Genomic DNA, 23510 nt, shown 5'->3' with positions numbered 1-23510 from the left:
ATCGCCGCTGGGCGACGTCATCTCTGGTGAACATCCGCAGCACGCAAGATCGTCAGCTGCTGCCCAAAGCGATGACCAATCACTGCTACTTCACGTGAACGAAGCCAGGAGATGGTGAAACTGGTGGCGGGGGCTTGCCGACGCGGGACGGTGGGTACGGCGTCTTCGGCCGTACGGGAGGGGGGCCGTGGTGCAGAGGATGCAGCCTGGGCGGGTGCTCGGTGGGCGCTATCGGGTCCGCAGTCAGATCGGATCCGGCAGGTACAGGCGCGTGTGGACGGCCTACGACGAGGAACTGCACAAGGAGGTGACGATCGAGGAAGTCGGGGCGGCAGATGCGGAGAGGACGCAGTGGGTGGCAGGGGCCCTGCGCGCGGCCGCAAGAAGGCTGCGGGGCCATCCCTACGTCATCCCTGTGGACGACGTCGTGGAGGCAGGCGGTGTGGTGTGGGCTGTCGCGCCCTTTGTCGCCGGCCCGTCCCTCGCCGACTTCTTGGTCGGCGGCCGGATGTCTACCGGGGAGACGCGGGAGGTCGCGAGGGTTGTGCTTGCCGCGCTGGAGGCCATACACGAGGCCGGGGTTGTCCACGGAGATGTACGGCCCGCCAACATCCGCCTAGATCAATCCCGGTGGGTCCTGCTTCCCGGAACAGGCGCACTGGCATGGGCGGACTTCGAGACCACCCGGGACGACGATGAGAGCTTCGCCACGGCGGACTACAGCGCCCCCGAGGTCCTGCACGGCGGTCTCCGGATGCCGAGCAGTGACCTGTTCTCGCTGGGGGCGACGCTCTACCACCTCGTCGCAGGGCACGCGCCCTTCCACCGGGAGAGCGTCGTGGCGACCCTCGGGGCCGTCGTGATGGAGGAGCCGCCGCCACTGGGGCACAGCGGCAGGCTTGAACGGCTCATCGAGGGGCTCCTGGTCAAGGACCCTGACAGGCGGCTGACGGTGGCCGCGGCGCGGCGGGAGCTCGGCTGGGGCGAAAGGGAGACGTACTCGGGTGCCAGCGCCAGCGCGGCGGGAGCCTCCACGACGCGACCCCGTCTGTTGCGATCCCGTGTGTTGCAGCGCAGGGCGACGGTCAATTACCTCGTCGGCGTGGTCGAGTGGGGGCTCGGGCTGGTCCTCGCGATGGCAGGCGCCTTGGCACTGGCGCACGTCAGTGCGTCTGACGTCTCGGGCTTCTTCGTGACTCTGCTGCCCTGGGTGGTCTTCGCCCTCGGAGTCTGCGTCCTCGCTGTACAAGCACGCATGGCCCTCGCACACCGGCGCTCCCCCAAGGTACCCCTATGGCGGAGCTACGTCCGATCGCTTGCACCACCCGAACCGTGGACCGACGAGGAGCGTGACCGACGCCGTACTGCCGCCGAACAGGGCGTGGACGAGGTACTGCTGACGGTCGACCAGCGGGTGGCAGCCGCATCATCAGGCAGGGGCAGGGGCAGGGGCAGGGGCAGGGGCAGGGGCAGGGGCAGGGGCAGGGGCAGGGGGACGAGTGATGTCTGACCAGGAGACACCGCCTGCCGAGGCGCCCGCCTCGATGGTGCCGTCCTTCCCCGCAGCCGACGAGGCGCGCAAGTGGCAGGAGATCGACCCGGACCACCTCGCCTGGCGACGGGACCTCGTCGAGAGCCAACTGCGCCGCGAACGCCTCGACCAGTGGGCGGGCTACGGGTTTCGGCTGCTTGAGCAGGCGATCGTGGTGGGGTTCGGGGTGGCCTTCGTCTGGCTGGGGTTCTACGCCGTGGACCACAAAGCGTCGATGCAGGTGGTACCCATGATCGGCGGCGGGATCGCCGCGCTCGCCGGCGCCGTGCTCGCGGTGCGGAATCGAAAGGAGTGACGGGTCGGCCCCCAAGGGTTCACCGGCCATGGTGAAGCCGGTGTCGAGCTCTGTCTGGAACCGGCCGCCGAGGACGGCGCCCCACGCGCTGCCCCGCGCCCTGGCACCGCTGTGCGAGGCGATCGGCGAAGACCTCGCAAGAACAAGAGAGCGGAAAGATTCTTTGCCGGTCCTGCTGCCGGCCGTCCCGGAAGGGTGAGGGAGGGGCAACGGGCCCGCTCCCTCCCGGTGAAGGGACTCGGCTGGTGAACGGTCACGTCCTGGTGGTGCTGATGGCAGGGACGATGGTGGGGTGGTGCCTGCGGGCCGCGGGTGCCTCTCCGCCAACAGCTCCGCCCCCCCCGCACCTGCGGGGATGGTTCCGTCGGTGAATCGGATCTCGATCTTGGCGCGCTCACCAACGCGGGTGAGATGTCGTCGATGGACTCGGGCTGTAGTCCACTGTCGTTGATGGTGTGCCAGGGGTCTTGGGGGCCGAGCCGGGCGTGACGTAGTGCTGTGCCTGTGTGGTTCGGTGACGGTCAGTGGGGCGTGATGTGGGCGGCCGCCCGCAGCAGTATCCAAGATCCATGAGCCGGGCTCGGATCCGGTGCACCCTCCCCGGCTGGTCGGTACGTGTCTCCTTTGCGTCTCAAGTCGAGCGGTAGAAGGGTGTCTGGGTGGGGGAGTATCTGCCTAGTTGTTGCTTGTTCGTGAGGGGTTGTCATGGGTTCCATTCGCCGGGCTGCGCCGAGGATGCTGCTCGTCTGCCTGCTGGTGGCGGGCTGTTCATCCGGTTCGCATTCCGGGGCGGGTGTCTCGGACAGGGGTGGAGCGTCGGCGGCGGGGGCGTCGGGGACGGCCGTACCTGCGGGGACGGCGCAGATTCCGGTGGGTGCGGGACCGCAGACGACGTACACGGTGCAGCAGCAGCCGCCTGCGGGCCGTTGCCACTTCCGGTACGAGAAGGGTGAGCCCCTCGAGGACCCGGCGTGCACACCGGGTGCAACTTCGCCGGCTGTGACGCAGGCGAACCTGGGCTCGACGATCTGCCGCAAGGGCGGCTACACCAAGAACATCCGGCCGCCGGAGTCCATCACCCGTAAGGAGAAGCAGCTGAATGCCGCCTCGTACGGTTACACAGGCAGCCTCGGGGACGCGGAGTATGACCACCTCATCTCCCTCCAGCTTGGCGGTGACCCGAACGATGCCCGCAACCTCTGGGTCGAGCCGGCCGATCCGGGCCACCAGCCGGGCAGCGGGGTGAACAACAAGAAGGACCCGGTGGAGACGAAGCTGCACACCGCGGTCTGCTCCGGGAAGGTCACCCTCAAAGCCGCGCAGCAGGCCATCGTCTCCGATTGGACCACCGCGCTCAGCCGGCTCGGTCTCACCTGACGGACAGTTCAGCTTTGCTTGCCTGGGTGGCGAGGCCGCCAGGTTCATCGCTGCGGCCTGTCGGCGGCGACCAAGGGGCGAGGTGCCGCGTGTCGACGGCCCGGTGGGTGTGGCACGCGCCTGGGCGCGTGCCACACCCACCGGTTGCCGGTGAACGACGATGAGGCGTTCACCGGCGAGGGGGTGAGGTGGGGTCAGTGGCGGATGCGGTGCTGGCCCCAGGAGTATTCGTCGACGAAGCGGTCGTGGTCGTTGCGCAGGGTTGCGGTGTCGTAGTCGTTGTTCCAGACGTAGTGGCGGCGGTCCTGGAACACGTCGGTGCGGGTGTCGTGGCCGGTGCCGGTGTGGACGCGGACGGTGGAGCGGCCCTGGAGGCGGTAGTGGTCGAAGGTGTAGGTGTGGCCGTCCTCGTCCGAGAGGGTCCAGCCGTCGAGGTTGACCGCGCGGCGGCTGTTGTTGGTGATGTCCACCCACTCCCTGTTCAGGGAGCGGTTGGAGCGGTCGTCGCGTCCCGGCGAGTCGTACTGAACGGCGCTGATGTAGACGGTGCTGTGGTGGCGGCCCGGGTGGTGGTCGGCGGCCGCGGCCGGCAGCGCCACAGTGGCCACGGCGGCGGCCGCTACGGCGGCAACGGCGGTCATGCGACGCACGGATGCGGAAACGGTCACGAGGATCCCCCTACAGGAGTCCATGGCACCCCCCGGTACGAACCTGCCGGCGTAAGAAACGCCGCAGGCCGGTGGTGGTGCGTTGTGCGGGTGGCGGCCGGCTGGCCGCGCACTCACACTGTGCAGCCCGTGCGCCCGAATCGTGGGGGAGATGTGTGCGTCATTACGAGTTCAGCATATTTCTGTGACTCTCCACTGCAATGTCCATGTATGCCTCTGACGCGCCGGACTGGCCGTTTGTCAGGGAAGCGGGCCGTACCGTCACTGGCCTGTCTGGTGTGCCGATACCGATCCGGCACCTCGGTCCCTGAGGCATCGTCACCCGAAAGTGAGTAACAGCGGCCCTCCCCAACCGACCGGACTAACGACCTCGTGCACGGTTGGCCGTACTCGGCGGCTCGGTAGCTCGTTGAATTGGGCATGGATGGGGGTTGGGGCGCGTGAGTTGATCGTGGCGGAGTACCGGGTCACGGGGTTGTCGCCGACGGTGTTCGCTGCACTTGTCGCCGAGGTAGCGCCGTTGTGGCGCGAGCAGCATCAGGCTCGGCTCACCGCTCGGCCACGGCAGCGGGCGGTCGGAGCCGGAGCGAGGCACAAGTTCGTCTTCATCGATCGGCTGTTGGCCACGCTGGTCAGTCTGCGCCATGGCGCCACGCACGACGTGCTGGCCTGCTGGTTCGGCGTGGACCGTTCCACCGTCACCCGTGCCATCGGCGAGGTACGGCCTCTGCTGGCGCAACGGGGCTGCACCGTCGCCCGGGGCATCCGACTGCGCACTCTCGCCGAGGTCATCGAGTACCTGGGCGCCAGCGGGACCGGCATCATCGATGGCACGGAGATCCGTGTGCGACGCCCGGCCGCAGGCCGCCAGGACCGGGACAAATTCGTCTCCGGAAAGACCAAGCAGAACGCGGTGAAGTCCATGGTCCTCACGGACGCCGAGGGACGCATGCTGTTCTGCAGCCCTGTCCGGCCGGGTAGTTGCGCCGACATCACCCAGGCCCGGCAGCTGGGACTGGCCCAGCTCCTGGCCGACGGCCCGTTCATGGAGATCCTCGCGGATGCTGGCTACGAGGGCATGGGCGCGCAGACCGGCGGACGCGTGCTGAGACCACCACATCGCAAGTTCAAGAAGAACGCTCCTGCCTGGTACGAGGAGCGGCACGAGCAGCAACGCAAGGCCCATTCCTCGCGGCGCATCCGCGTCGAGCACGGCATTGCACACCTGAAAAACTGGCGGGCTCTCGCCCGCCACCATGGCCGACGCGAACACATGAGTGACATCGTCCAAGCCGTCGCCAGTCTGCTCTCACACCAGCAGACCGCTACCCTCGGCCGCAGCCTTCGAGCGTGAACACCGACAGTCCACGCACCTCGACGTGCCACAGCCAACCGTGCACGAGGTCGTTAGTGCGGACAGCTGGGACCTGCCCAAGCGGTGGCGGGGTGGCTACCATGGTCGTCACGGGCCTTGAGCGTAGGGACGTACCGCAGGCCAGCCAAGACGGCGGTTTGCAGTGCGTTCGAGGGCTTGGCCCGGCATTCGCTGCCCGGGCCCAGCGGCATCTGTTCAATCGCGTGATCGGCCAACTCCACCACTGCCTGCATACGCGGCAGCCCTTCGACGAGCAACAGGCCTTCACCTCCTCCTCAGCCGATCTCGCGGTCGCGGCGTGACTTCTTGGGCACGTGAGATGTCTCTCTGCCTGACAGGCGAGCGGTCGTGTCAGCCGATGGGAGCCGGCATCGGCTGGACGTCGTAGTTGAGGCGGATGGTGTTCCCGGTGGCGGGGTCCCCCAGTTCCACGCTCCAGCCGCCTGCGAACTGGTCGACGCCAGGGGCCATGGGGATGGTGCCGGAGATCAGGACGGTGCCGGGTGTGAGCGCGCCGCGTGAGCGCAGGACGTCGACCCAGTACGCGGGGGTGAGGAGTTCGGCGAGGGTGCCGCGCTGGATCTCGGTCCGCTGGTCGCCGTGCGTGACCCAGGCGCGCAGGGTGAGTTCGTCGATGCGGGACTCGACGTCGGCCAGGAGCCAGGCGCGCCGGGCGAGGACGTCGGGGCCGGCGTTCTTGCTCCAGGCCACGCCGTGCACCTCGAGGTCACGGTCGGTATGGTCGCAGGCGGCCGTCAGCAGGAGCTCCCCGCCGTCCGTCACCACGAGCGCCCACTCCGCCTCCCCGGAGGTGCGCGCATGCTGTGCCAGGACCCGGTCGGTCTGTTGGGCCAGATATGGGGAGACGGGGTAGAGGGCCGGCGTCACGGACGGGCCGGGCACGCCCAGCTCGGCGAGCTCTGCGACGTGCGCGGCGACGTCCTCCTGACTGCGTCCGGCGTACCCGGCGTTGAGGACCTGGACGACGTCGACCTCGCGCGTCGATCCGTCGGGCAGTTCGAAGGTCAGTACGGCCATGAGGGCACTCCCGCAGATCGGGTGAGGGACCACGGCCGGCATTCTCCGTGGTCGAGTTCTCGCGCAGGACTTGCGCATACGACCTGTATACAAGAAGTATGCCAGAGGGTCGATGTCCCCGAGCAAGGATGAGAACCATGCACGACACCTCGAACGGCGACGCGAGGGCATACGACAGGCACTCCGGTGTCGGCCGGGCCTTCGCCGCGAGCCTGACCGGCACGACCTTGGAGCGGTACGACTTCGCCGTCTACTCCGCGGCGGCTGCCCTGGTCTTGGGCAAGCTGTTCTTTCCCTCGGAGGACCCGCTCACCGCAGCGCTCCTGGCGTTCTCCAGCTGTGCGGTCGGCTATGTATCGCGTCCGCTCGGCGGGGTCGTCTTCGGTCGCCTCGGTGATGTGATCGGCCGCGAGAAGGTGCTGATGGCCACGCTGGTCCTCATCGGCGCGGCCACCTTCCTGATCGGCGTCCTCCCCCCGTCCGTTTCCCTGTGAATTCCCCCGACCCCGTCCCGCAGAGGAGGAACCGCACCGTGCGGATCGCCCTGAGCCAGTTCATCACCGGTCCCGATCCTGAGAAGAACCTCCGGCTCATCGAGGAATGGACCCAGCGCGCAGCGGACGCTGGAGCCCGCGTCGTAGTCTTCCCGGAGGCGTCGATGGCCTGTTTCGGCACCCCGCTGGCCCCGGTAGCCGAGCCCCTGGACGGTCCCTGGGCCGACGGGGTACGGCAGATCGCCCGGGCCACCTCCACGGTGGTCGTAGCCGGCATGTTCACCCCGGCTCCCGGCGGCAGGGTGGCGAACACCCTGCTGGCCACCGGGGCCGGTGTCGAGGCGTCGTACGACAAGATCCATCTGTACGACGCCTTCGGCTACCGCGAGTCCGAGACCGTCGCCCAGGGCTCCACCCCGACGGTGATCGACGTGGACGGCACCCGGCTGGGCCTCGCCACCTGCTATGACGTGCGCTTCCCGGAACTGTTCCGGGCCCACGCCGACGCCGGAGCCGTCGGCACGCTGCTGGCCGCCTCCTGGGGCGCCGGGCCTGGCAAGCTCGCGCAATGGGAGCTGCTGGTGCGGGCCCGTGCGCTGGACGCCACCGTATGGGTCGCCGCCGTCGACCAGGCCTGCCCGGGTACTCCGGCGGGCCACTTGCCGACGGGCATCGGGCACAGCCAGGTCGTCGGACCCGACGGCACGGTCCGCAACTCCCTCGGTGCCGAGCCCGAACTGCTACTGGCCGACCTGGACATCGACGAGGTCACCGCGGTCCGGCAGAAGACCTCCGTGCTGGCCAACCGGCGTCCGGAGGTGTGGCGGTGAGCAAGCCCGAGCTGGAGTTCCACCTCCCCGGCGGACCGTGGAGCACCCCGGTCGGCGCCGGCCCGGGCGTCGAGGAGCGGGTCCTGGCCGATGACCCCGGGCGCGGGTGCCGTACCGCGCTCGTCCGCTGGGCTCCGGGCACCGACACCTCGGCACAGGGCGTGGTACACCACGACTTCTGGGAGGAGGTCTACCTCGTCGAGGGAACGCTGCACGACCTGACACTGGGCCGGACCTTCACCGCGGGCATGTATGCGTGCCGCCCTCCCGGGATGCCGCACGGCCCCTGGACGTCGCAGGACGGTGTCACCATGCTGGTGATCACCTACCCTGACCCCGGCAGGCAGTGATCGACGGACCGAGGCAGACGCGACCCCGGTACGGCGGCCGGCAAGCCCACGAGGGCGTCGCCGGAGTGGCCCAAGCGCCGGGGAAGATCTGATGCACAGGTGGTCAGGCCGTTCCACCATGCGGGTCCAGCCGCCGGAGCGTCTAGCCCGCGAGCAGTACCTTGAGCGTCGACCCCAGATGGTGGTCGATGGCGGCACACGCCGCCTCGGCGTCACCGGCGGCCAGGGCGTCCAGGATGGCCCCGTGTTCTTCCAGTACGGCTTCCTGACGCCCCTGCCGGTTGAAGAGGGCCACCACTCCGGCGCGAACCTGACGGCTTCGCAGACCGTCGTAGTGCCGATCCAGGAGAGTGTTGCCGACGGCGGACACCAGCGCCGAGTGGAACTGGTGGTCCACGGCGATGAACTCCCGGGCCTGGTCCTCCCCGGTGAGTTCGCGCTGCCGTTCCAGCAGGCACCGCAGCTCCGCGACCGGCGCTCCTCCCCGGGAGACGAGCTGCTGGGCGGCGTACCGCTCGACGATGCCCCGCAACTCCATCAGCTCCCGGATCTCCCGCCCCGCCAACGGCGCCACCCGGGCGCCGCGCTTGGGCACGAGCTCGACCAGGTCCTCGGCCGCGAGCTGCAGCAGAGCCTCCCGGATCGGTGTACGGGAGACACCGATCCGGTCGGCGAGTTCCTGCTCCGACAGGAAGACCCCCTGCATCTCGGGATCCGTCAGCACCGTGTCCTTGAGATACGCGTACGCCCTTTCCCGACCGGACGGCACGGCAACCCCCAGACATCGCATACAGCTTGTATGCAAACGCTATCACGCCGCTTCCCTGTGCGATGTTCCGGTTTGGTGTCAGTGAACTTCTTTCATCCTGAATAGTCGCAGGTCAGTAGTACGTGGATGGCTTGGACGGTGCGGCTGATGCGGCGGGTGGAGCAGCGTGCTCGTCGCATGATGCGCCAGGACTTGAGTCGGGCGAAGGCTCGTGTCGACGACGGTGGAATTCCCCAGGGGCTGTGGTCACGCAATTCCCCAAGGTCTGGCGGGCTCAGACCTCATCGAATGGTTCGTCACTCCACCTGAACCAAGCACGGCCGTCACTGATGTGCAGAAGAAACTCCGCGACCGGACCTGACGGGGCCACCAGCGACAAGGTGTCCGCGATCTGGTCGTAGGAGTCGTCGAACCGCTCGTACTCCTCCGCCTCCAGCAGAGCCAACGACTCGTCGAACCACGGCTTCACATCTCCGAACGTCGGCGTTGGAACGAAGCGGCCGTTCAACCATGGAAAGTCGGCCTCGTCGATCACGATCTCGCCGAGCAGGTCCTCCTGCCGCATCAGTCGCCAGACTTCGCCCTCGAACCTCATCCCGCCAGCTCTCCATCCCTCTCCTGGTGTCGCCGGGTAGCCTCTCACGCGGCAAGGGCAACGAGGCAGGAGCGCCATCGAGCTGCTAAAGAGCGGATACCACTCGCTGGGTGCCCGGTTGCTGGTGATGATCACGGACCGGCCCTGCCGCTCGGAGATGAGTTCATAGAGGTCGTCGGCTTGCGGGGCTGTCATCTGACGCATGGCGAAGTCGTCGAGGATCAGCAGGTCGGGACGGACGATCTCGCGCATGCGCCGGTCCCAGGTGCGGTCCGCGAGCCGTGAAAGCACCGAAGTCCATGGATTCGAGCTCGTCCAGGACACCGAGGCAGGCCGCCGCCTGGAGGGGGTGGGTGGCCATGGTCCCCATCGCGGGCAGGGGGTCTGCGCTGTCGTGGCGGAGCAGCGGTGCGATCTCGGGGGACACCAGGACCGCGCCCACACTGGTGTAGCCGGCTGCGGAGTAGCTCGTCCTCGATCTCGTTGACGTGGTACATCTCGTGGAGCCGGTGCGTGCAACGGCTGCGGGTCCCGGCCCGGCGCCAGGACGAACGTGAAGCCACTTCCCCCCGCGGACGCGCGCGATGTTGCGGGCCAGCCCGACGGCGATCTCTACGCCGAGCGTCCCGCAGGTGATCAGCGCGACGGAGTCCTCGGGACGTCCCACCGCAAGGCACAGGCGGCCCATCAGCTCCAGTTGGGTGTGGGGCCGCACGACGGCGGCGCCTGCGAACTAGGAGCGGGGGAACTGCTGCTCGATGCGGGAGAAGACCTTGGGGCTGCCTTGTCCCACGTTCACGCAGATGAGTCCGCTCGATCCGTCGAAGATCCGGCGGCCGTCAGCACAGTGGAGCCAGGGTCCGCTCGCGGCCACGACGTCGAAGTCCGGCAGGGGCCTGGATGACGTCAGCAGCCGTTCGCGACGGGGTAAGCAGCGATCCACGTAGGAAGTCCCTTCTTGGGGTTCTCTCTGGGCGCGCGGGAGTACGGCGGCGCGTCGCTTTGTGTGCGGGGGGTGTCCGGGTCTGCGTCGAACGCTTCCGGGGATGACGAGTACAGCCCAACTTCCGTGCCTCATCCAGGTATTGGGTGTTGTCCCGGGGTTGTCCCGGACGCACACTCGCTACCCTCGGGGCAGCTGTCGATGATGGGGTTGATTCCGTGGACGAACCGATCCGGCATCCCCTCGCATATGCGCGGTTCCTGCGCGGTTGGTCGCAGAGCGATCTGGTAACCCGGATGCACAAGGCCGCACGGATGCGTCCAGAGGGGCTTCGGTGCGGGGCGGACAAGGCGGCCGTCAGTCGGTGGGAGAACGACCGGAAGAAGCCCGACGTCGAATCGCAGCTCCTCATCGCTGACGCGTTCGACGTACCGATCTCCGACCTCGAGCGGGATCCGTGGCCTCACTGGCTGCCTGGCCGCGAGGACCCGGTGCCGCTCGGGTCGGCGTACACCGTCCACGCCCTTCGAGATGCACAGAGAGCCGTGATGGACCGCGAACGTCGAACCTTCCTGACCTACAGCGCACTCGCCCTGGCGGGGCTCGCCTCGCAGTGGGCCGACCTGGAACCCGAACGCCTCACAGCTGCCGCAGACGGCGGCACCCGTGTCGACGAGGAGCTGATGAGCTGGCTGGAGCAGACCGGCGCGAAGTTGTCGTCGCTCCCAACGGAGAAGCGCCAGCACATGATCAAGCTGGCCGAAGCGCACTTGGACACGGCCATGGACCTGCTGGAGGCAGGCCGCTACAACGAGCCGACGGGGTGCCGTCTGCACCTGCTGGCGTCGTCGCTCGCCAGTACATGCGGCTGGTACAGGTTCGACCAGGGCCAGCACTGCGCGGCCGGGAAGCTGTGGAACGCCGCACTGTCCAACGCACACACTGTCCGGGACCGAGACCAGGGCTCGGGGGTCTTGTCAGACTTCGCGTATCAAGCGATCTGGCTCGGGAAGCCAGAGTCGGCCGTGGAGCCGCTGAGCCAGGCCCTCATTCACACGAAGCACCCCGTGGCCCAGTCGGTGCTCCATCTGCGCCGGGCCCGTGCACACGCCGCGATGGGAAACGCCGGCGCATGACCAGGACCTGAAGGCGGCCGAGGCGACGCTGCTGACGAATGCGCAGGACCCGGCTCCGTCCTGGTGCCAGTGGATGAGCACTGCCGTTATGCCGTCTGTCAACCTGTTCCAGTCCGGGAGTGTCTCAAGACTGCGCTGCTGCCTGGCCGCATGACGAGGTCGTCGGCCAGGCAGCAACGCGCAAGTCGTCAGGGTGGCGATAATGGCTTCGGTGCGTACGACTTCGTAACGCAGAGCGTCAGCTCGCGTAGCTGGCGGCCGGTGGTCGTGATGTCGTATCCGCGCGCGTTATTGAGAGCCGCCTTGGTCAGGGCCTGGCGCCGGTGGAAGTCCCGGCTCATGTCGTCCAGGACCACGGCCAGCGAGCGCGGGTCGCCAGGAGTGTAGGGAACACCAGTGCTCCCGAGGATGTCCCTCGCACCGGGAAGATCGGAGTAGGCAACCGGAAGTCCGTGGGCTTGGGCCTCAATGAGGACGAGCCCGAAAGCCTCCAGACCTCTGGTTGTGAAGACGAAGGCGTCGAAGTTCGGCAGGCGGCGCCACAGTTCGGTGCGGGACACGAACGGATCGAACCGAACCCGGTCCCGCAGCCCGAGTTCGAGAGCCCGCTGTTCCAGACCCTCCCGTAGCGTTCCTTTGCCGATCACGGTCAAGTGGTGCGGCTGATCGGTTAAAGCGAGGGCTTCGATGGCGGTGATCGTGGATTTGTTGTCGTCCAGGCGACCGGCATGCACCAGAGACAGCGGTCCGATTCCAGTAGGCGGTTGATCGCGTACCTGGGCATCGCTCAACCGGATACCCCACGGGATGATGGTGAGTCGATCAGTGAATCGGCGTCCGGTGAGACGGTCGATGTGGTCGGCGAGGGCGGAGGTCGGGGCGACGATCGCGGCGCTTGCGGCAGCGACTTCATTCATGCCCTCGCGTTCCGATGGGCTGCGTTCGGCCGCCATCACGTCGGGACCGTGGGCGATGGCGACGATCGGGATGCTGCCGGCGGTTCTGCTGAAGGCCAGACTGAGAGCGAACCCAAGGTACTGAGCGTGAATGACGTTCGGCTGGATCTTCTCGACGAGCGCACCGACCTCACGCGTCAGCTCGTCCACGTAGTCGGCGAAGCCGGGGCCCTGGGGGCGTTTCGTAGTGGAGAGGGGGATCAGGTGATCGAACGCGGCCTTCCACGCCTGATCGACCGGCGTCCGGCCGAGGTAGATCGTATGGGTGTCAGGCATGGCACGGTAGAGGTCGTTGACGAGGATTAGGCTCCCGGACGAGGGCTCGGACGTGCGGTTGATTCCGGTGAGGATGGTCAGGGGTTTCGTGGTCATGCGGAGTTCCCCTTGATCGATAGGTGGCGGGCGGGAAGCGAGGCACTACGGTCCACCGTGATCCGCGGATCGGTGGTGGCCTTCCGGCTGCGGTTGCGAGGTGGCGCCCACCACGACGCCAGGTGTGGCGTGAGGACGGCGTTCACCTCCTGGACCGGGTGCAGGAGACCTCTGTTGTCCTGCTGAGCCGTCCACGCTCTGACGGCTGACCGCGGGTAGACGGGGTGTATCCCGATCTCGCCCTTGGGAAGGATGCCGTTGAACGGCGTGGGGATGCCCTCGTGGTTCCAGTAGTTCCATGCCTCCAGCGCCTTGGCCTTCTCGAAGCAGTGGTAAAGCTGCTTGTAGCGACGCATGTACCGGATCTCACGGAAGACCATCTGACCGATCAGGCCCGGCGCGACGTGCCGGAGCGTGCTGAGATCAGTGCCCCGGAAGCTGACCGACGCCGCGTCTTGGGACGGGTGCAGCGCGGTCCGGGCGAGCAGGTGGGACAGCCGCCGCCGTACGTACTCGGCAGCCCCCGGGGCGAGCGCCGGTTCCACACCCTCGATGAGCTGGACGAGCTGCTGGTGGCGCGGGTGGAAGCGGGCCAGGTCGAACAACTGGTGCATGCCGTCCACGGCGGCGAACGCGAGTCGCTTGTACAGCCAATTGTTCAGCTCCCCGGCCTGGGCGTAGTTCTTGGTCTCTGGAGTCGTGGAGTGGAGCATCAGGTACTCGGACAGCACCTCGAAGTACAGGTATCCGAGGAACGGCACGGCAGGCACGGCAGCGGCCAACTGGTCGATGAACTCGGGAGCCGCCGTGGCGCGGCCGGCTGCGTTGCGCAGAGCCGTGTCTAGGAACACGGCCGCGGCGCCCAGCCCGGCCGCCACGGCATGGTCAAGCTGGTCGCTCTCGGCCAGGGTGAGAAAGCTCTGGTAGCGCAGGTAGGTGCGCAGGTGAATGGCCCCGAGGTGCAGATAGTCCACGCCCTTGGTGGGGATCGGAGCGTCCGGGATGACCTCGAAGATCACGGGTGTGGTGTTGGGCTTCGTCTGCATCAGGTAGGCCCCGAGGTTGTGCGGGCGCAGTCCCTCGCGCTGACGGGCCAGAGGGGAGCAGTACAGGGCCCCGACCAGGCAACCGGTGGAGACGTGCAGCTCGCCGCTGGTGCGGATGGCGGCGATGTCCTTGGTGGTGTGCAGCAGGTACATGGGTCGGCCGCTGACGAGCGCGTCGGTCATCGCACTGTGCTGGATCAGCCAGCCGTTGGGGGTGTCACCTTCCAGGTAGCGGCGCCATTCGCCCTCGCTCTCGGCCAGCGAGGCCGGGGCCGGGCGCTGCGCGGGCCGGGTGTAGTCCGTGTGGGCGTTCTCCCATTCGTCACGCAAGGGAACTCCTGGGGTTGAAGTCTGCAGCGGGCCAGGGGAGTTCGGGAGCTACAGGGTCTCGACATTCGCTCCTGACAAGCGGTTTCGGCAGTCGAGAACATAGGTCGCGCATTGCTCGATCATCGGGAGGTCGAATCGCGGGTGGTCCATGAGAAGAACCACCGCATCAGCAGCCGCTACCTCGTCTGGAGTCGCATCGACCCTGGGCACGTCCAGCTTGGCGTCGCTCGGGACGTTGGGTTCGGCGCCGCGCACGTCGGCGCCGAGGTCGATGAGAAGTTCGACGACACGAGTCGAAGGGGAATTGCGCAGGTCGGTGGCGTTGAACTTGTAGGTCAGGCCGAGCAGCAGAACCCGAGATCCCCTGGCGGGCAGCCCGCGCTTGTCGAGTCCTTCCACGACACGCCGAACGACGTAGTCGGGCATGTGGCGGTTCACGTCGGCGGCGAGTTCCGCGAACCGGAAGGGGACGCCGAGCTCCTGCTGGGCCTTCCACGAGAGGAACATCGGGTCAACGGGCAGGCAGTGCCCGCCGACTCCCGGCCCCGGGGTGAACCGCGTGAATCCGAAGGGCTTGGTCGCGGCGGCGTCGATCGCCTCCCAGATGTTCACACCGAGGGAAGCGGCCAGCATCGCCATCTCGTTGACCATGGAGATGTTGACGAATCGGAAGGTGTTCTCGATCAGCTTGGCCAGCTCGGCGACCTTCGTCCCGGACATCGGCACCGTGGTCTGAAAGATGCCGTCGTAGAAACCCTTGATCACATCGAGTGATGTGGCGTTGATTCCGGACACCAACTTCGGCGTCCCGTCGAACGACCACCGCTTGTTTCCGATCCGCTCGGGACTGAATCCGGCCAGGAAGTCCACCCCACCCTTGAGGCCCGACACCTCTTCCAGGATCGGCAGCAGCAGCTCCTCGGTGGTGCCGGGATAGCTCGTGGACTCCAGGACCACCGTCGCGCCAGGGCGAAGGTGCTTGCCCAGGGTCCGGGCGCAGGACTCGATGTAGGTCAGATCGGGCACGCCCTCGGTCAGCGGAGTCGGCACAGTGATCACCGCGATGTCGAAGCCGGCCAGAGCGGCAGTGTCGGCGGTCGCGGAGTAGGCCCCGGAGTCCAGCACCTCGCGGAGCCGCGAGGAGTCCACGTCCCTCACGTACGAATCACCGACGGTGAGCCGCTTGATGCGGTCCGTGTCCACGTCGTAGCCGACGACTCGGTGGCCCACCTCGGCGGCGCGCACCGCCAGCGGCAGCCCCACATAGCCCTGACCAGCGACAACAACATGCATGACAGCTCCTAGTGATTCCAGTGTTTGAATGGACCGTCGTTCCTGACCGAGCAAGGAGAAGCGCAGTGCCCCTGGTGTCCGTCGTGATGCCCGTCTACAACTCGGCCGCCACGCTCGGCGCAGCCGTCCGATCGGTGCTCACGCAGACCCACAGCGACCTGGAGCTTCTGGTCACCGACGACCAGTCCTCCGATGGCTCCATGGACCTGCTCCGCGAGTTCGCTGAGCAGGACGAGCGCGTCCTGCCGGAGTCGGCACCCGAGCGGGGCGGTGCCGGCCGGGCCCGCAACCTCGCGATCAAGCGGGCCCGCGGGGACTACATCGCTTTCCTGGACAGCGATGACATGTGGCTTCCGGAGAAGACCGAGAAGCAGCTCGCCTTCGCTGCGGAGGGCACTGCGCCGTTGACGTTCGCCTCGTACTTCAAGATGGACGCCGACTACGACGGCGAGAGCACCGACTGGGTCCCGAACGGGCGGGTGGTCCGTGCGCGGGAGCACGTGGACTACCGCGCGATGCTGGTCCGAGACCACATCGGTGCCCTCACCGCTATGTACGACCGCAATGTCCTGGGCACGAGGCTGATGCCGGAGATGCGTAAGCGCCAGGACTACGCCCTCTGGCTGTCGATCATGCGGGACGGCGCTGACGCCCGCGGCCTGGATGAGCCGCTTGCGGTGTACAGGGCCCACCAGGCGGGATCGTTGTCCTCCAACAAGCTGTCGCTCGTGCAATACAACTGGGCCCTGTACCGCGAGCACGAGCATCTGTCGGTTCCCCGGTCGACGCGGGCGCTGGCCGGAGCTGTGTGGCAGTCGCTGCGCAACTCTCGCATCTAGCTCCGCGCACGGGCCCAGGGAGCCTGGTGCGCGACTGTTTCCGGGGGTGCCCGACCGGGTCCCGCCCCGTGGCCGTGCGGCGTGCTCGGGGGCGGGACCCGGGCGTGGGACTCGGTGGGTCACCGGTGCCGTCCGCCGGCTACGCGGCCGAGCCGTCGCCGGCCCTCGCACGCAGGAACAGCTGGAGGAGCAGCCGCCGGTCGGCGACCGGGACGTTCTCCTGACCGCTGTGGAGCGCCTCCCGGCCGTGCAGGAAGCGGCGCTGATTCACGATGAGGTAGTCCCCGGGCTGGAGCATGAAGGAGACCTGCCCTCGGACGAGCTCCTCGGCGAGCTCCCCGGCGGCGTCGGCGTGAGCCTGGCTGAGCTGGGACCGCTCCAGCATTTTGGCGGTGAACCGGACGAACCCCTCGCCCGGGTCGGAGCCATCCAAGATCGGGAACGGCTTGTACTCCTCGCCCACGCCGAACAGGTCGAAGAAGGTCCCGTAGTGGTAGGCCGACTCAGCCAGCAGGGCGCGGCTGTCCTCCGACAGCCGCGCCACCGCAGCGTGTGCGTCGGAGAGGATGCTGGGGCCGCCGCCGAGCGGGTCGGGGCGAACGCACAGGAGCGTGGTGTAGTCCGGGGGCAAGGTTCCGTTCACCAGGTCCATGTGAAAGGCGTTGTACCCGATGCCGCTGGACTTCCCGGGGTCCTTGTCGACCTTGACCCCGATGTCCTTCCAGAGGGGCCAGCGCGGGAAGGGCGAGAAGGGGACAGCCACCTCGGCCGCGAAGCCCGTCGCCAGCCGCAGGAACCGGTCGTCGTCAACCCCCAGCGCCTTGGCGAGGTTCCCCAGGCGCAGCACGGCGTATCCGTCACCCTCCCCGGCCAGCGCGTGGTGCAGCGTCGCGGCGGTCTCCTCGAACCGCGGCGTGACTGTCAGCTCCGTCCGGTACTCCTCCATGGTGGACCGCGCCAGGAACGAACCGTCCAGCTCCCAGGGCGGGAGAAAACGGTCGATCAGAGCGGCTTCGAGTTCGCTAGGGATGTCGATGAACACGCGGAGCCCCTTCTCTCTTGGCACTCTCGGGGTGTCGTTCGGGTGCTGCTGTCGTCCGGACGCCGAAGGCGGTCCGACAGCGGGTGTGTTTCGTCGGGCCGTGGGGCCTCAGGGGCGTGCCTGCCGCCAGGGTCACCGGCGAGGTCAGTACCGGCGTTGGTGAATCAGCATGTCCCTTTCTTGTGACGGGAGTTCGCCTGCGGAGGTTTTGCGCGGAAGTGCGATGGATCAGGCGGGGACGGGGACCAGGGGCAGGCGGATGACGATCCGCTTGCCGCCAGTAGCCGGGTCCGGGACGACCTCGGCCCGGCCATGGACCTCCTTCACCAGGGCGTTGACCAGGAACAGGCCGCGGCCCCCAAAGTCGTGGGCAGCCGGCAGAGGCTTCGGCTTGAACGGGTGGGCATCCGCGACGGCCAGCACCAGCTCGGCCTCGTCCTCGACGGTGAAGGTGACCGTGGCGGTGGGCGAGAGCACGGCCGCGTGCCGCACCACGTTGGTCACGAGCTCGCTGATGATCAGGCACGCGGTGTCCACGACCTGCTCGGACATACCCCAGCTCGCGAGGACGTTGACGGTCTCGCGCCGGGCCAGCGGGACGTGCTCGGCCGTGGAGATCACCTGGAGGTCGTGGTGCATCGCAGTGCTGGACATCGCGCAGCTCACCCTCTCTCCGGGCGGCAACCGCCCGGACCGTGACCGAAGGTAAGGGCCCCGGCACGCAGGGGTGTTCACCGTCGTGAACCCATGGACCCCCGAACCGGTTCAGGGCCGACGAAGCACCGCCGCACGGATCGTTCGTGTACGAAGCAACGTGCTCCGTCGCGTACGGACTCCGCGCTGAGGTGTGTACGGGCGAAGGTACTCAGCCGCGTACGACTGTGACGCGTACGGGCTTATGTCCCCAGCCGGGCGAAGAGGCGCCGCCGGTCAGAGTGGCAGGCCGATGCGGTGGGCCAGGCCCAGCAGGTCCCGGGCGGTGTGGGCGGGCAGCTGCCGGTCGGTGAGGAACTCGACGGTGTTCCTCACCGGCGCGTTGGCGTGGATGCGCTGGGGGGCGATCTGTTCGGCGGTCAGCAGGGCTGCGACCGCATCGGCCTCCCGGCCGCGCAGATGGGACAGGGACCGGCCCAGATCGGCGTGGAAGGCTGCCTGCCTCCCCGGAGCGTGTTCCAGGGCCTCGGGATGTACCCCGTCCCCGGCGGTGACGGCCTCGCCGTGCAGGCCCAGGTCGGTGTTGAGGCTCACCTTGTGGATGCCGACGTTGGTGGGGCCGAAGTTCAGGTGCCAGGCGCGCGTCTCGCCGGTGCGGCCGGCGAGGTTCGCGGCCTCGGCGAGGTGGCCGCGGACTTCTGAGGCGCGGGCCTTCCCGGGCCGTTGCCGGTCCTGGGTCAGCGAGGTGGCGGAGATCAGGTGGAGTTCGCCGAGCAGAGCGTGCGCGGCCAGGCTCGTCAGATGGGCTTCCAGGGTGTTGGCCGCGGCGGTGGCCTGGGCCAGGGCCTGAGTGGGGCTGCCGGCCGACATCAGCACATGGGTGTGGAAGAAGCCGGAGAGAGCGGAGTAGACCGGATCATCCAGTTCCGCGATCGCTTCGGACGCCCGGGTGACGGCGATGAACGCCAGGTCGGTGTAGCCGAGGTTCTTCAGCAGCAGCGTGCAGGCCGGGTGGTAGGCGTCCGCCAGCAGCTTCAGCAACGGGTGCCGGGCGGCACCGATGGCGGCCTCGGCAGCGGCGTGCAGGTCGGACAGCAGGGCGGGCAGCCCGGCGGCGAGGGTGCCGTATTCGGCCGCGTGGTAGAGCCGGTTTGCCTTCTCCACCCGCTCGGCCAGCACCGCCGCCGGAACCCGGGGCGGGCGGCGGTCCGGCGGGGTGGCCATGGTGATCCCCATCAGCGTCAGCCGCAGGGCTGGGATCGCCTCATGCGCCGCGCTCGCATGCGGGTCTGCCGGGGCGAAGGGCTGGCCGGTCAGCTCGGACGGGGCGATCTGCAGGGCCTCGGCGAAGGCGGTGATGTGGCTGGAGCGATCCAGCAGCCGCCGGCCGTTCTCCACCATCGACAGGTAGCCGACCGACACCCCGGCCAGGCCCGCGAGGTTGCGCAGGCTCATCCCGCGCTGGCGGCGGGCCGACCGCAGGCGCTCGCCGATCCGCCTGGCCTGCTCTTCGTCCATCGCCCCCGCCTCAACTCCCGTGCCTCAGCCGTAGCGTAGGGCGAGCCTGCCGCCCCCAGGGGTCTTTCCCGCCAAGACGAGCGGCATCACCGCAGCCCGGCCCGCTCGGCCAGATCCCGGACCGCCGCGGCCTGAACGGTGGTGCGGTCAATGAGCGCGGCGACCAGGTCCCGGGCGAAGGGGTCCAGCCGCAGCCGCAGCGGTGCCACAGCTTCGGCCTCGACGAGCCGGGCGGCGGCCTGGTCGGCGCGGTCCTGGCGGGCCTCGGCCGCTGCGGCGACCAGCAGCAGACCGGAGCGGCCCGCGCTGCTGAGGGCTTCCTGGTCCGCCGCGCGGGCGTGGTCGGCGGCCTCGCCCGCGTCGCCGTACTCGGCGGCGACAGCGGCGCGGGCTGCGACCACCAGGGACGACTCCCGTGCGTCGGTGGCCCGTTCGGCGGCGGTGGCAAGGAGTTGTTCGGCCTCCGGGCGGTGCCCGGCCATAGCCTGGGCGACGGCGGCCAGCGCCGGCAGTTGCCAGTCGGCTCCGGCGTCCTCGGCGCGTTCGGCGCGGGCCAGCGCGTACTCCGGCAGGCCGAGATCGATCAGCAGCCGCACCTCCTCGACCAGCACCGGCAGCGGTTCGAGCGTGCCGGGACGAGCCCGGTGCAGCAGCATCCACGCCAGGTCCTTGTAGCCCAGCCGACGCAGCAGCCCGGCGCCCAGCACATGCGCGTCCACGCGCAGCCGCACCGCCTCCTCCCGCCCTGGCCCCGCAGCGGCGGCCATCGCGCGGTCGGCCGCCTCGATCAGCTCCGGCAGCGCGAGCGCGAGATGGTGCTCATCGCCCGCGGCATTGGCCCGTGCGGCAGCCCGGGTCCGTTCCGCCAGGTCTTCCAGCAGCACGCCGGGGGCCGTGTCAGCTTGTCGGTGGACCAGGCGGCGCCGCAGGTGGAAGGCGACCGCCCGCACCGCCGCGTGCTCCTCCCCGCGTGGCGGGTAGGGCTGACCGGTCAGGTCCGCGACATCCAGCCGCAAGGCTGTGGCCAGCGCCGCCAGTCGGCCGCGGCGGTCCATCCACTCCCGGCCTGCCTCCAGCCCGGCGAGGTAATCGGGCTCCAGACCGGTGTTGGAGGCAAGGTCATCCCAGGTCAGTCCCCGGCGGCGGCGCCAGGCGGCCAGGCGGGCCCCAATCGGGCCGCCAGCGGCCGTCTCGTCCAGCTCGCGCATCACCAGATAGCTCGCATACCCACTCGCCCGAAACGTGCTCTGCCAGGTCAAAGGCCCGCCCCTGTCGTTCTGGGAGGAGCAGGTCCCCCGTGGCGGGCCGCATATGCCTGTCGCGCGACACATTAGTCACACCGCTGAAGGCCACGCGAACGGGCAGGTGACGCGCCCGGTCAGGGCAAAGGAGGACTCGGGGCCGGCAGGACCGCGATGTTGTCCCCCCACTGCCGCAGCCGTTCAAGGAGACGGGCGTTCTCTGTCTCCAGTTCGGCGTTGCGCAAGGCCAGGACCTGGATCTGGTTGGCGTAGGTGGCCACGGTGTCCTTCAACTCCCGAATCTCGGCAGCGTGCTCGCTGCGAAGCTCACGCTCCGCCTTCTTCAGCCGGGATACCTCCGCTCGCAGTTCCTCCGGTTCCGGTCGGCGGGTCTGCGGCGCTTCCAGGATCTCCTTCACCGCCTGCGCCACCGGCGAGCGGTAGTAGGACGCGCGGGAGACACCGGCCTCCGTGCACAGATTCACGACCGTGATCTTGCCGTCGGTGAGCTCGGGCAGCCCGTGCATCAGCCGCTCGAACGCCTCCATCAGCCCGCGGTCGATGTCCGTGAGCGCTCTTCCGCTGGCCGGGAGGCGGTCGAAGGTATGCCGGATACGCAGCCGTGTCTCGTCGTTCACGCCGACCTCGTACCTTCCTTGCTGCCGTCCGCGGTGACGCTCTGAATGAGTTCGTCGAGTTCGGCGGCATAGTCGGTCATGGCGATCACCTGCAGGCGGGGCAGGGCCTGGCGTTCCTTCTTGGACCGCCGCCCACCCCGGCAGCCAGGACGCCCTGCTGGTCTCCCGCGCCGTCGGGACGTGGCGGGACGATGGCACGCTCGCGCCCTGCTGGACGCCGCGACGGCCCTGCCACAGCCCGGACGTCCGGCCGCGCTGGAGGAATTGAGGACGGCGTTGATCAACGCCAGCGATATCGACGCCACCCGGCCGTGAGCCGCCCGGCATCGCTCCCGGCGTACGGCAGTGGCTGTTCACGGTCTGCGACGAGACGGACAGGGAGCCGATATGATGCGAAGCCGCGCCCAGCTCAAGGGACTTGTCAGGGAGAAACTGGGCGCCGACTTGAAGAAGTCATACGACAAGGGTGCCTCGATCCGGACCCTCGCGCAGGACTGCGGCAGGTCCTACGGTTTCGTGCATCGCCTGCTCACGATGCGTACGCGCGGCGGCCCGAACGGCCGGAGCCGGACAGGAAGAGGTCTGCTTCACCGACATGGAATACGTCGACGTCGGGGCTGTGGACCCCGAAAAGCGAGCCTGTTGACCACCCGGAAGAGTGCTCGCGCAGGGCAGGGAACGTCGGACGGGTGCGCCAGGCACGGCCTGCCGCGCTGACGTCGCCGACATCCATCAGGCCCTGGTCCACCTCGCCACCGAGCTTGAGCGCTGCACCGACTACGCCGACCGGCACGGCGGCGGCGTTGACCTATTGCGGTTGATGCGGTTTTCCCGCTGAGGCGGTGAGTTCACGTAGCGCCTGGCGGAGTGCGAGCCCGCGCCGCGGGTTGTCGTCGATAGCCTGCGCGGCTTCCTCACTCGCTGGTTGCTCGAAATCTTGCCCGGCGTCTTCATCGGCAGCCCCTCCGCCTGTGTCCGCGACGTACTGTGGGATGAGGTCCGCCAGTATTCTGGCCAGGGTCGCGCTCTGCTTGCCCACATCACCAACAACGAGCAAGGCTTTACCTTCTGTACCCATAAGCACGCCTGGCACCCCGTCGACCACGAGGGCCTCACCCTGATCCGCCGCCCCAACGACCGAGCCTCCTCCTCCTCGGTGACCCCACCCCAGTCGGGTTGGAGCAAGGCGGCCAAGCGCCGCCGCTTCGGTAAACGCTGACCCGCTGGACGCCTGATGTGCCCTTATTTACAGCAGATGTCGGATTACATGGAAGTGCTCAATTTCCGTGACCTGCGGTCATAAACCCGCAGGTCACTGAGTCTGCTCCCCGCACCCGCGGGGATGGTCCCCAGATGGAGGAAGCAGCATGAGCGGCGAAACGCTGCTCCCCGCACCCGCGGGGATGGTCCCGATCCGGTTGAGGTAGAAGCGCTCAGCCTGCGCTGCTCCCCGCACCCGCGGGGATGGTCCCATGCCCTACATCACCGTGCTCTTGAACCAGAACTGCTCCCCGCACCCGCGGGGATGGTCCCCAAATCATGCTGTTCGTCGGCAGGAAGGGCAGCTGCTCCCCGCACCCGCGGGGATGGTCCCAGGTCTTCGGAGCGTAGGCGCGGGAGCGCTGCTCCCTGCACCCGCGGGGATGGTCCCAGGATCCGAGACCCCTGGCGATGCCTCAACACCTGCTCCCCGCACCCGCGGGGATGGTCCCGAAGCGCTCACCTGCAGAAGCTCGACCTGGTACGCCCACGCCTTGATGTCTCCATGTGCTTGTCGGCGGTGATGTCGGCGATGCGGCCGATCGCGTGCCGGGCCGCCTCGACGGCGATGACGAACAGGATCGGGATCACCGCGTGCATGCCCACGCCCAGCGGGTTGGGCCAGGCTGCGGCGCCGTTGAAGGCGACGGTCGCCGCCGTCAGGAGCCAGGCCGTCTGGCGCAGCAGCGGGAGGGGGGTGCGGATCCAGGTCAGCAGCAGGTCGAGGGCGAGCAGGACACAGATGCCCGCGTCGATACCGACCGGGAAGACGTAGGAGAAGTTCCCGAAGCCCTTTTTGATGGCCAGCTCACGGACGGCCGCGTACGAACCGGCGAAGCCGATGCCGGCGATGATCAACGCACCGGAAACGACCACGCCGATGAGATGCGGTGCATCCG

Annotated in this window: 25 protein-coding genes, 4 pseudogenes and 1 CRISPR repeat array; of the genes and pseudogenes, 13 read left to right on the top strand and 16 right to left on the bottom strand. The window is 68.4% G+C overall.

From position 1 onward, the window contains the following. Window positions 1–199 precede the first annotated feature (199 nt). The 3 genes from FB157_RS29920 (at window position 200) to FB157_RS29910 (ending at window position 3224) form a co-directional block, all read left to right on the top strand. Complete coding sequence (locus FB157_RS29920; RefSeq protein WP_261386627.1) at window positions 200–1510, top strand: serine/threonine-protein kinase; 1311 nt, start codon at window positions 200–202, stop codon at window positions 1508–1510. Beyond that, window positions 1503–1847, top strand: coding sequence for a hypothetical protein (locus FB157_RS29915; RefSeq protein WP_186581745.1), 345 nt, complete (start codon window positions 1503–1505; stop codon window positions 1845–1847). The genes FB157_RS29920 and FB157_RS29915 overlap by 8 nt, the downstream gene beginning before the upstream one ends. Before the next feature lie 705 nt (window positions 1848–2552). Next, entirely contained in the window at window positions 2553–3224 is a 672-nt protein-coding gene (locus FB157_RS29910) for a hypothetical protein (RefSeq protein WP_145883777.1), read from the top strand. A 194-nt stretch (window positions 3225–3418) separates the two neighbouring features. On the opposite strand, the gene FB157_RS29905 is transcribed toward FB157_RS29910, so the two are convergent. Further along, on the bottom strand, window positions 3419–3865 hold the full coding sequence (locus tag FB157_RS29905) for a lamin tail domain-containing protein (RefSeq protein WP_145883776.1): 447 nt from the start codon (window positions 3863–3865) through the stop codon (window positions 3419–3421). 646 nt (window positions 3866–4511) lie between these two features. Here FB157_RS29905 and FB157_RS29900 point away from each other — a divergent pair. Further along, window positions 4512–5246 (top strand): transposase family protein, encoded by a 735-nt coding sequence (locus FB157_RS29900; protein WP_398947469.1) that lies wholly within the window; start codon window positions 4512–4514, stop codon window positions 5244–5246. Window positions 5247–5347: 101 nt separating this feature from the next. Beyond that, complete coding sequence (locus FB157_RS49705; RefSeq protein WP_145883775.1) at window positions 5348–5569, top strand: hypothetical protein; 222 nt, start codon at window positions 5348–5350, stop codon at window positions 5567–5569. 49 nt (window positions 5570–5618) lie between these two features. Here the strand turns inward: FB157_RS49705 and FB157_RS29890 are convergent, their stop codons facing one another. Continuing rightward, entirely contained in the window at window positions 5619–6305 is a 687-nt protein-coding gene (locus FB157_RS29890; protein WP_145883774.1) for a DUF2848 domain-containing protein, read from the bottom strand. 137 nt (window positions 6306–6442) lie between these two features. On the opposite strand from FB157_RS29890, the pseudogene FB157_RS29885 reads away from it, so the two are divergent. The 3 genes and pseudogenes from FB157_RS29885 to FB157_RS29875 form a co-directional block, all read left to right on the top strand. Further along, window positions 6443–6781 (top strand): annotated as a pseudogene (locus FB157_RS29885) (MFS transporter); the annotation flags it as partial. Window positions 6782–6837: 56 nt separating this feature from the next. Beyond that, window positions 6838–7629 carry a carbon-nitrogen hydrolase family protein gene (locus FB157_RS29880; RefSeq protein ID WP_145883773.1) on the top strand — a complete coding sequence of 264 codons (792 nt, stop codon included), beginning with the start codon at window positions 6838–6840 and terminating at the stop codon, window positions 7627–7629. Then, the gene (locus FB157_RS29875) at window positions 7626–7979 is read left to right on the top strand and encodes a cupin domain-containing protein (protein WP_145883772.1); all 354 of its coding nucleotides are present in this window, start codon (window positions 7626–7628) and stop codon (window positions 7977–7979) included. The genes FB157_RS29880 and FB157_RS29875 overlap by 4 nt, the downstream gene beginning before the upstream one ends. 142 nt (window positions 7980–8121) lie before the next feature. On the opposite strand, the gene FB157_RS29870 is transcribed toward FB157_RS29875, so the two are convergent. The 4 genes and pseudogenes from FB157_RS29870 to FB157_RS29850 all read right to left on the bottom strand — a co-directional run bounded on the left by FB157_RS29870 (window position 8122) and on the right by FB157_RS29850 (window position 10286). After that, window positions 8122–8748, bottom strand: coding sequence for a GntR family transcriptional regulator (locus FB157_RS29870; RefSeq protein ID WP_145883771.1), 627 nt, complete (start codon window positions 8746–8748; stop codon window positions 8122–8124). Window positions 8749–8840: 92 nt separating this feature from the next. Beyond that, window positions 8841–8960, bottom strand: a pseudogene (locus FB157_RS29865) (IS5/IS1182 family transposase); the annotation flags it as partial. Window positions 8961–9022: 62 nt separating this feature from the next. Further along, window positions 9023–9634 carry an ATP-binding protein gene (locus FB157_RS49480; RefSeq protein ID WP_315903847.1) on the bottom strand — a complete coding sequence of 204 codons (612 nt, stop codon included), beginning with the start codon at window positions 9632–9634 and terminating at the stop codon, window positions 9023–9025. A gap of 442 nt (window positions 9635–10076) precedes the next feature. Continuing rightward, window positions 10077–10286: a hypothetical protein gene (locus FB157_RS29850; RefSeq protein WP_145883770.1), complete on the bottom strand. Its 210-nt coding sequence runs from the start codon at window positions 10284–10286 to the stop codon at window positions 10077–10079. Window positions 10287–10504: 218 nt separating this feature from the next. On the opposite strand from FB157_RS29850, the gene FB157_RS29845 reads away from it, so the two are divergent. Further along, window positions 10505–11422, top strand: a complete 918-nt coding sequence (locus FB157_RS29845) for a helix-turn-helix transcriptional regulator (protein WP_261386607.1) — start codon at window positions 10505–10507, stop codon at window positions 11420–11422. Between the two features lie 188 nt (window positions 11423–11610). On the opposite strand, the gene FB157_RS29840 is transcribed toward FB157_RS29845, so the two are convergent. The 3 genes from FB157_RS29840 to FB157_RS29830 are packed head-to-tail and all read right to left on the bottom strand — an operon-like array spanning window position 11611 to window position 15419. Further along, window positions 11611–12750, bottom strand: a complete 1140-nt coding sequence (locus tag FB157_RS29840; protein ID WP_145883769.1) for a glycosyltransferase family 4 protein — start codon at window positions 12748–12750, stop codon at window positions 11611–11613. After that, window positions 12747–14126, bottom strand: a complete 1380-nt coding sequence (locus FB157_RS29835; RefSeq protein WP_145883768.1) for a hypothetical protein — start codon at window positions 14124–14126, stop codon at window positions 12747–12749. Before FB157_RS29835 ends, FB157_RS29840 begins: the two co-directional genes overlap by 4 nt. A 48-nt stretch (window positions 14127–14174) precedes the next feature. After that, window positions 14175–15419 carry a nucleotide sugar dehydrogenase gene (locus FB157_RS29830; RefSeq protein WP_145883875.1) on the bottom strand — a complete coding sequence of 415 codons (1245 nt, stop codon included), beginning with the start codon at window positions 15417–15419 and terminating at the stop codon, window positions 14175–14177. Window positions 15420–15484: 65 nt separating this feature from the next. Between FB157_RS29830 and FB157_RS29825 the strand changes: the two genes are divergently transcribed. Beyond that, window positions 15485–16258, top strand: a complete 774-nt coding sequence (locus FB157_RS29825; RefSeq protein WP_145883767.1) for a glycosyltransferase family 2 protein — start codon at window positions 15485–15487, stop codon at window positions 16256–16258. 139 nt (window positions 16259–16397) lie between these two features. Here the strand turns inward: FB157_RS29825 and FB157_RS29820 are convergent, their stop codons facing one another. The 5 genes from FB157_RS29820 to FB157_RS29800 form a co-directional block, all read right to left on the bottom strand. Further along, entirely contained in the window at window positions 16398–17300 is a 903-nt protein-coding gene (locus tag FB157_RS29820; RefSeq protein ID WP_261386606.1) for a TauD/TfdA family dioxygenase, read from the bottom strand. A 228-nt stretch (window positions 17301–17528) separates the two neighbouring features. Then, complete coding sequence (locus FB157_RS29815) at window positions 17529–17954, bottom strand: ATP-binding protein (RefSeq protein ID WP_145883765.1); 426 nt, start codon at window positions 17952–17954, stop codon at window positions 17529–17531. Between the two features lie 276 nt (window positions 17955–18230). After that, on the bottom strand, window positions 18231–19472 hold the full coding sequence (locus FB157_RS29810; protein WP_145883764.1) for a helix-turn-helix domain-containing protein: 1242 nt from the start codon (window positions 19470–19472) through the stop codon (window positions 18231–18233). 86 nt (window positions 19473–19558) lie between these two features. Next, window positions 19559–20680 (bottom strand): helix-turn-helix domain-containing protein, encoded by a 1122-nt coding sequence (locus FB157_RS29805; protein ID WP_145883763.1) that lies wholly within the window; start codon window positions 20678–20680, stop codon window positions 19559–19561. Window positions 20681–20850: 170 nt separating this feature from the next. Continuing rightward, window positions 20851–21351, bottom strand: coding sequence for a hypothetical protein (locus FB157_RS29800; protein WP_186581742.1), 501 nt, complete (start codon window positions 21349–21351; stop codon window positions 20851–20853). 180 nt (window positions 21352–21531) lie between these two features. On the opposite strand from FB157_RS29800, the gene FB157_RS48730 reads away from it, so the two are divergent. Both FB157_RS48730 and FB157_RS48725 read left to right on the top strand, forming a co-directional pair. Further along, window positions 21532–21666: a hypothetical protein gene (locus FB157_RS48730; protein ID WP_261386605.1), complete on the top strand. Its 135-nt coding sequence runs from the start codon at window positions 21532–21534 to the stop codon at window positions 21664–21666. A 72-nt stretch (window positions 21667–21738) separates the two neighbouring features. Beyond that, a pseudogene (locus FB157_RS48725) lies at window positions 21739–21903 on the top strand (helix-turn-helix domain-containing protein); the annotation flags it as partial. Here the strand turns inward: FB157_RS48725 and FB157_RS48720 are convergent. After that, entirely contained in the window at window positions 21881–22144 is a 264-nt protein-coding gene (locus FB157_RS48720) for a hypothetical protein (protein ID WP_186581741.1), read from the bottom strand. The pseudogene FB157_RS48725 and the gene FB157_RS48720 overlap by 23 nt on opposite strands. A gap of 108 nt (window positions 22145–22252) precedes the next feature. On the opposite strand from FB157_RS48720, the gene cas2e reads away from it, so the two are divergent. Continuing rightward, window positions 22253–22570 (top strand): type I-E CRISPR-associated endoribonuclease Cas2e, encoded by a 318-nt coding sequence (gene cas2e / locus FB157_RS29790; protein ID WP_145883874.1) that lies wholly within the window; start codon window positions 22253–22255, stop codon window positions 22568–22570. Window positions 22571–22672: 102 nt separating this feature from the next. Then, a CRISPR array of direct repeats spans window positions 22673–23063; the repeat unit is 29 nt; unit sequence CTGCTCCCCGCACCCGCGGGGATGGTCCC. 31 nt (window positions 23064–23094) lie between these two features. Here the strand turns inward: cas2e and FB157_RS29785 are convergent. Then, window positions 23095–23507 (bottom strand): annotated as a pseudogene (locus FB157_RS29785) (DUF2637 domain-containing protein); the annotation flags it as partial. Window positions 23508–23510 lie beyond the last annotated feature (3 nt).

The organism is Streptomyces sp. BK340, from assembly GCF_007827595.1.
In the GTDB taxonomy this organism is placed as follows: domain Bacteria; phylum Actinomycetota; class Actinomycetes; order Streptomycetales; family Streptomycetaceae; genus Streptomyces.
This window is presented reverse-complemented; position numbering and strand designations above follow the sequence as displayed.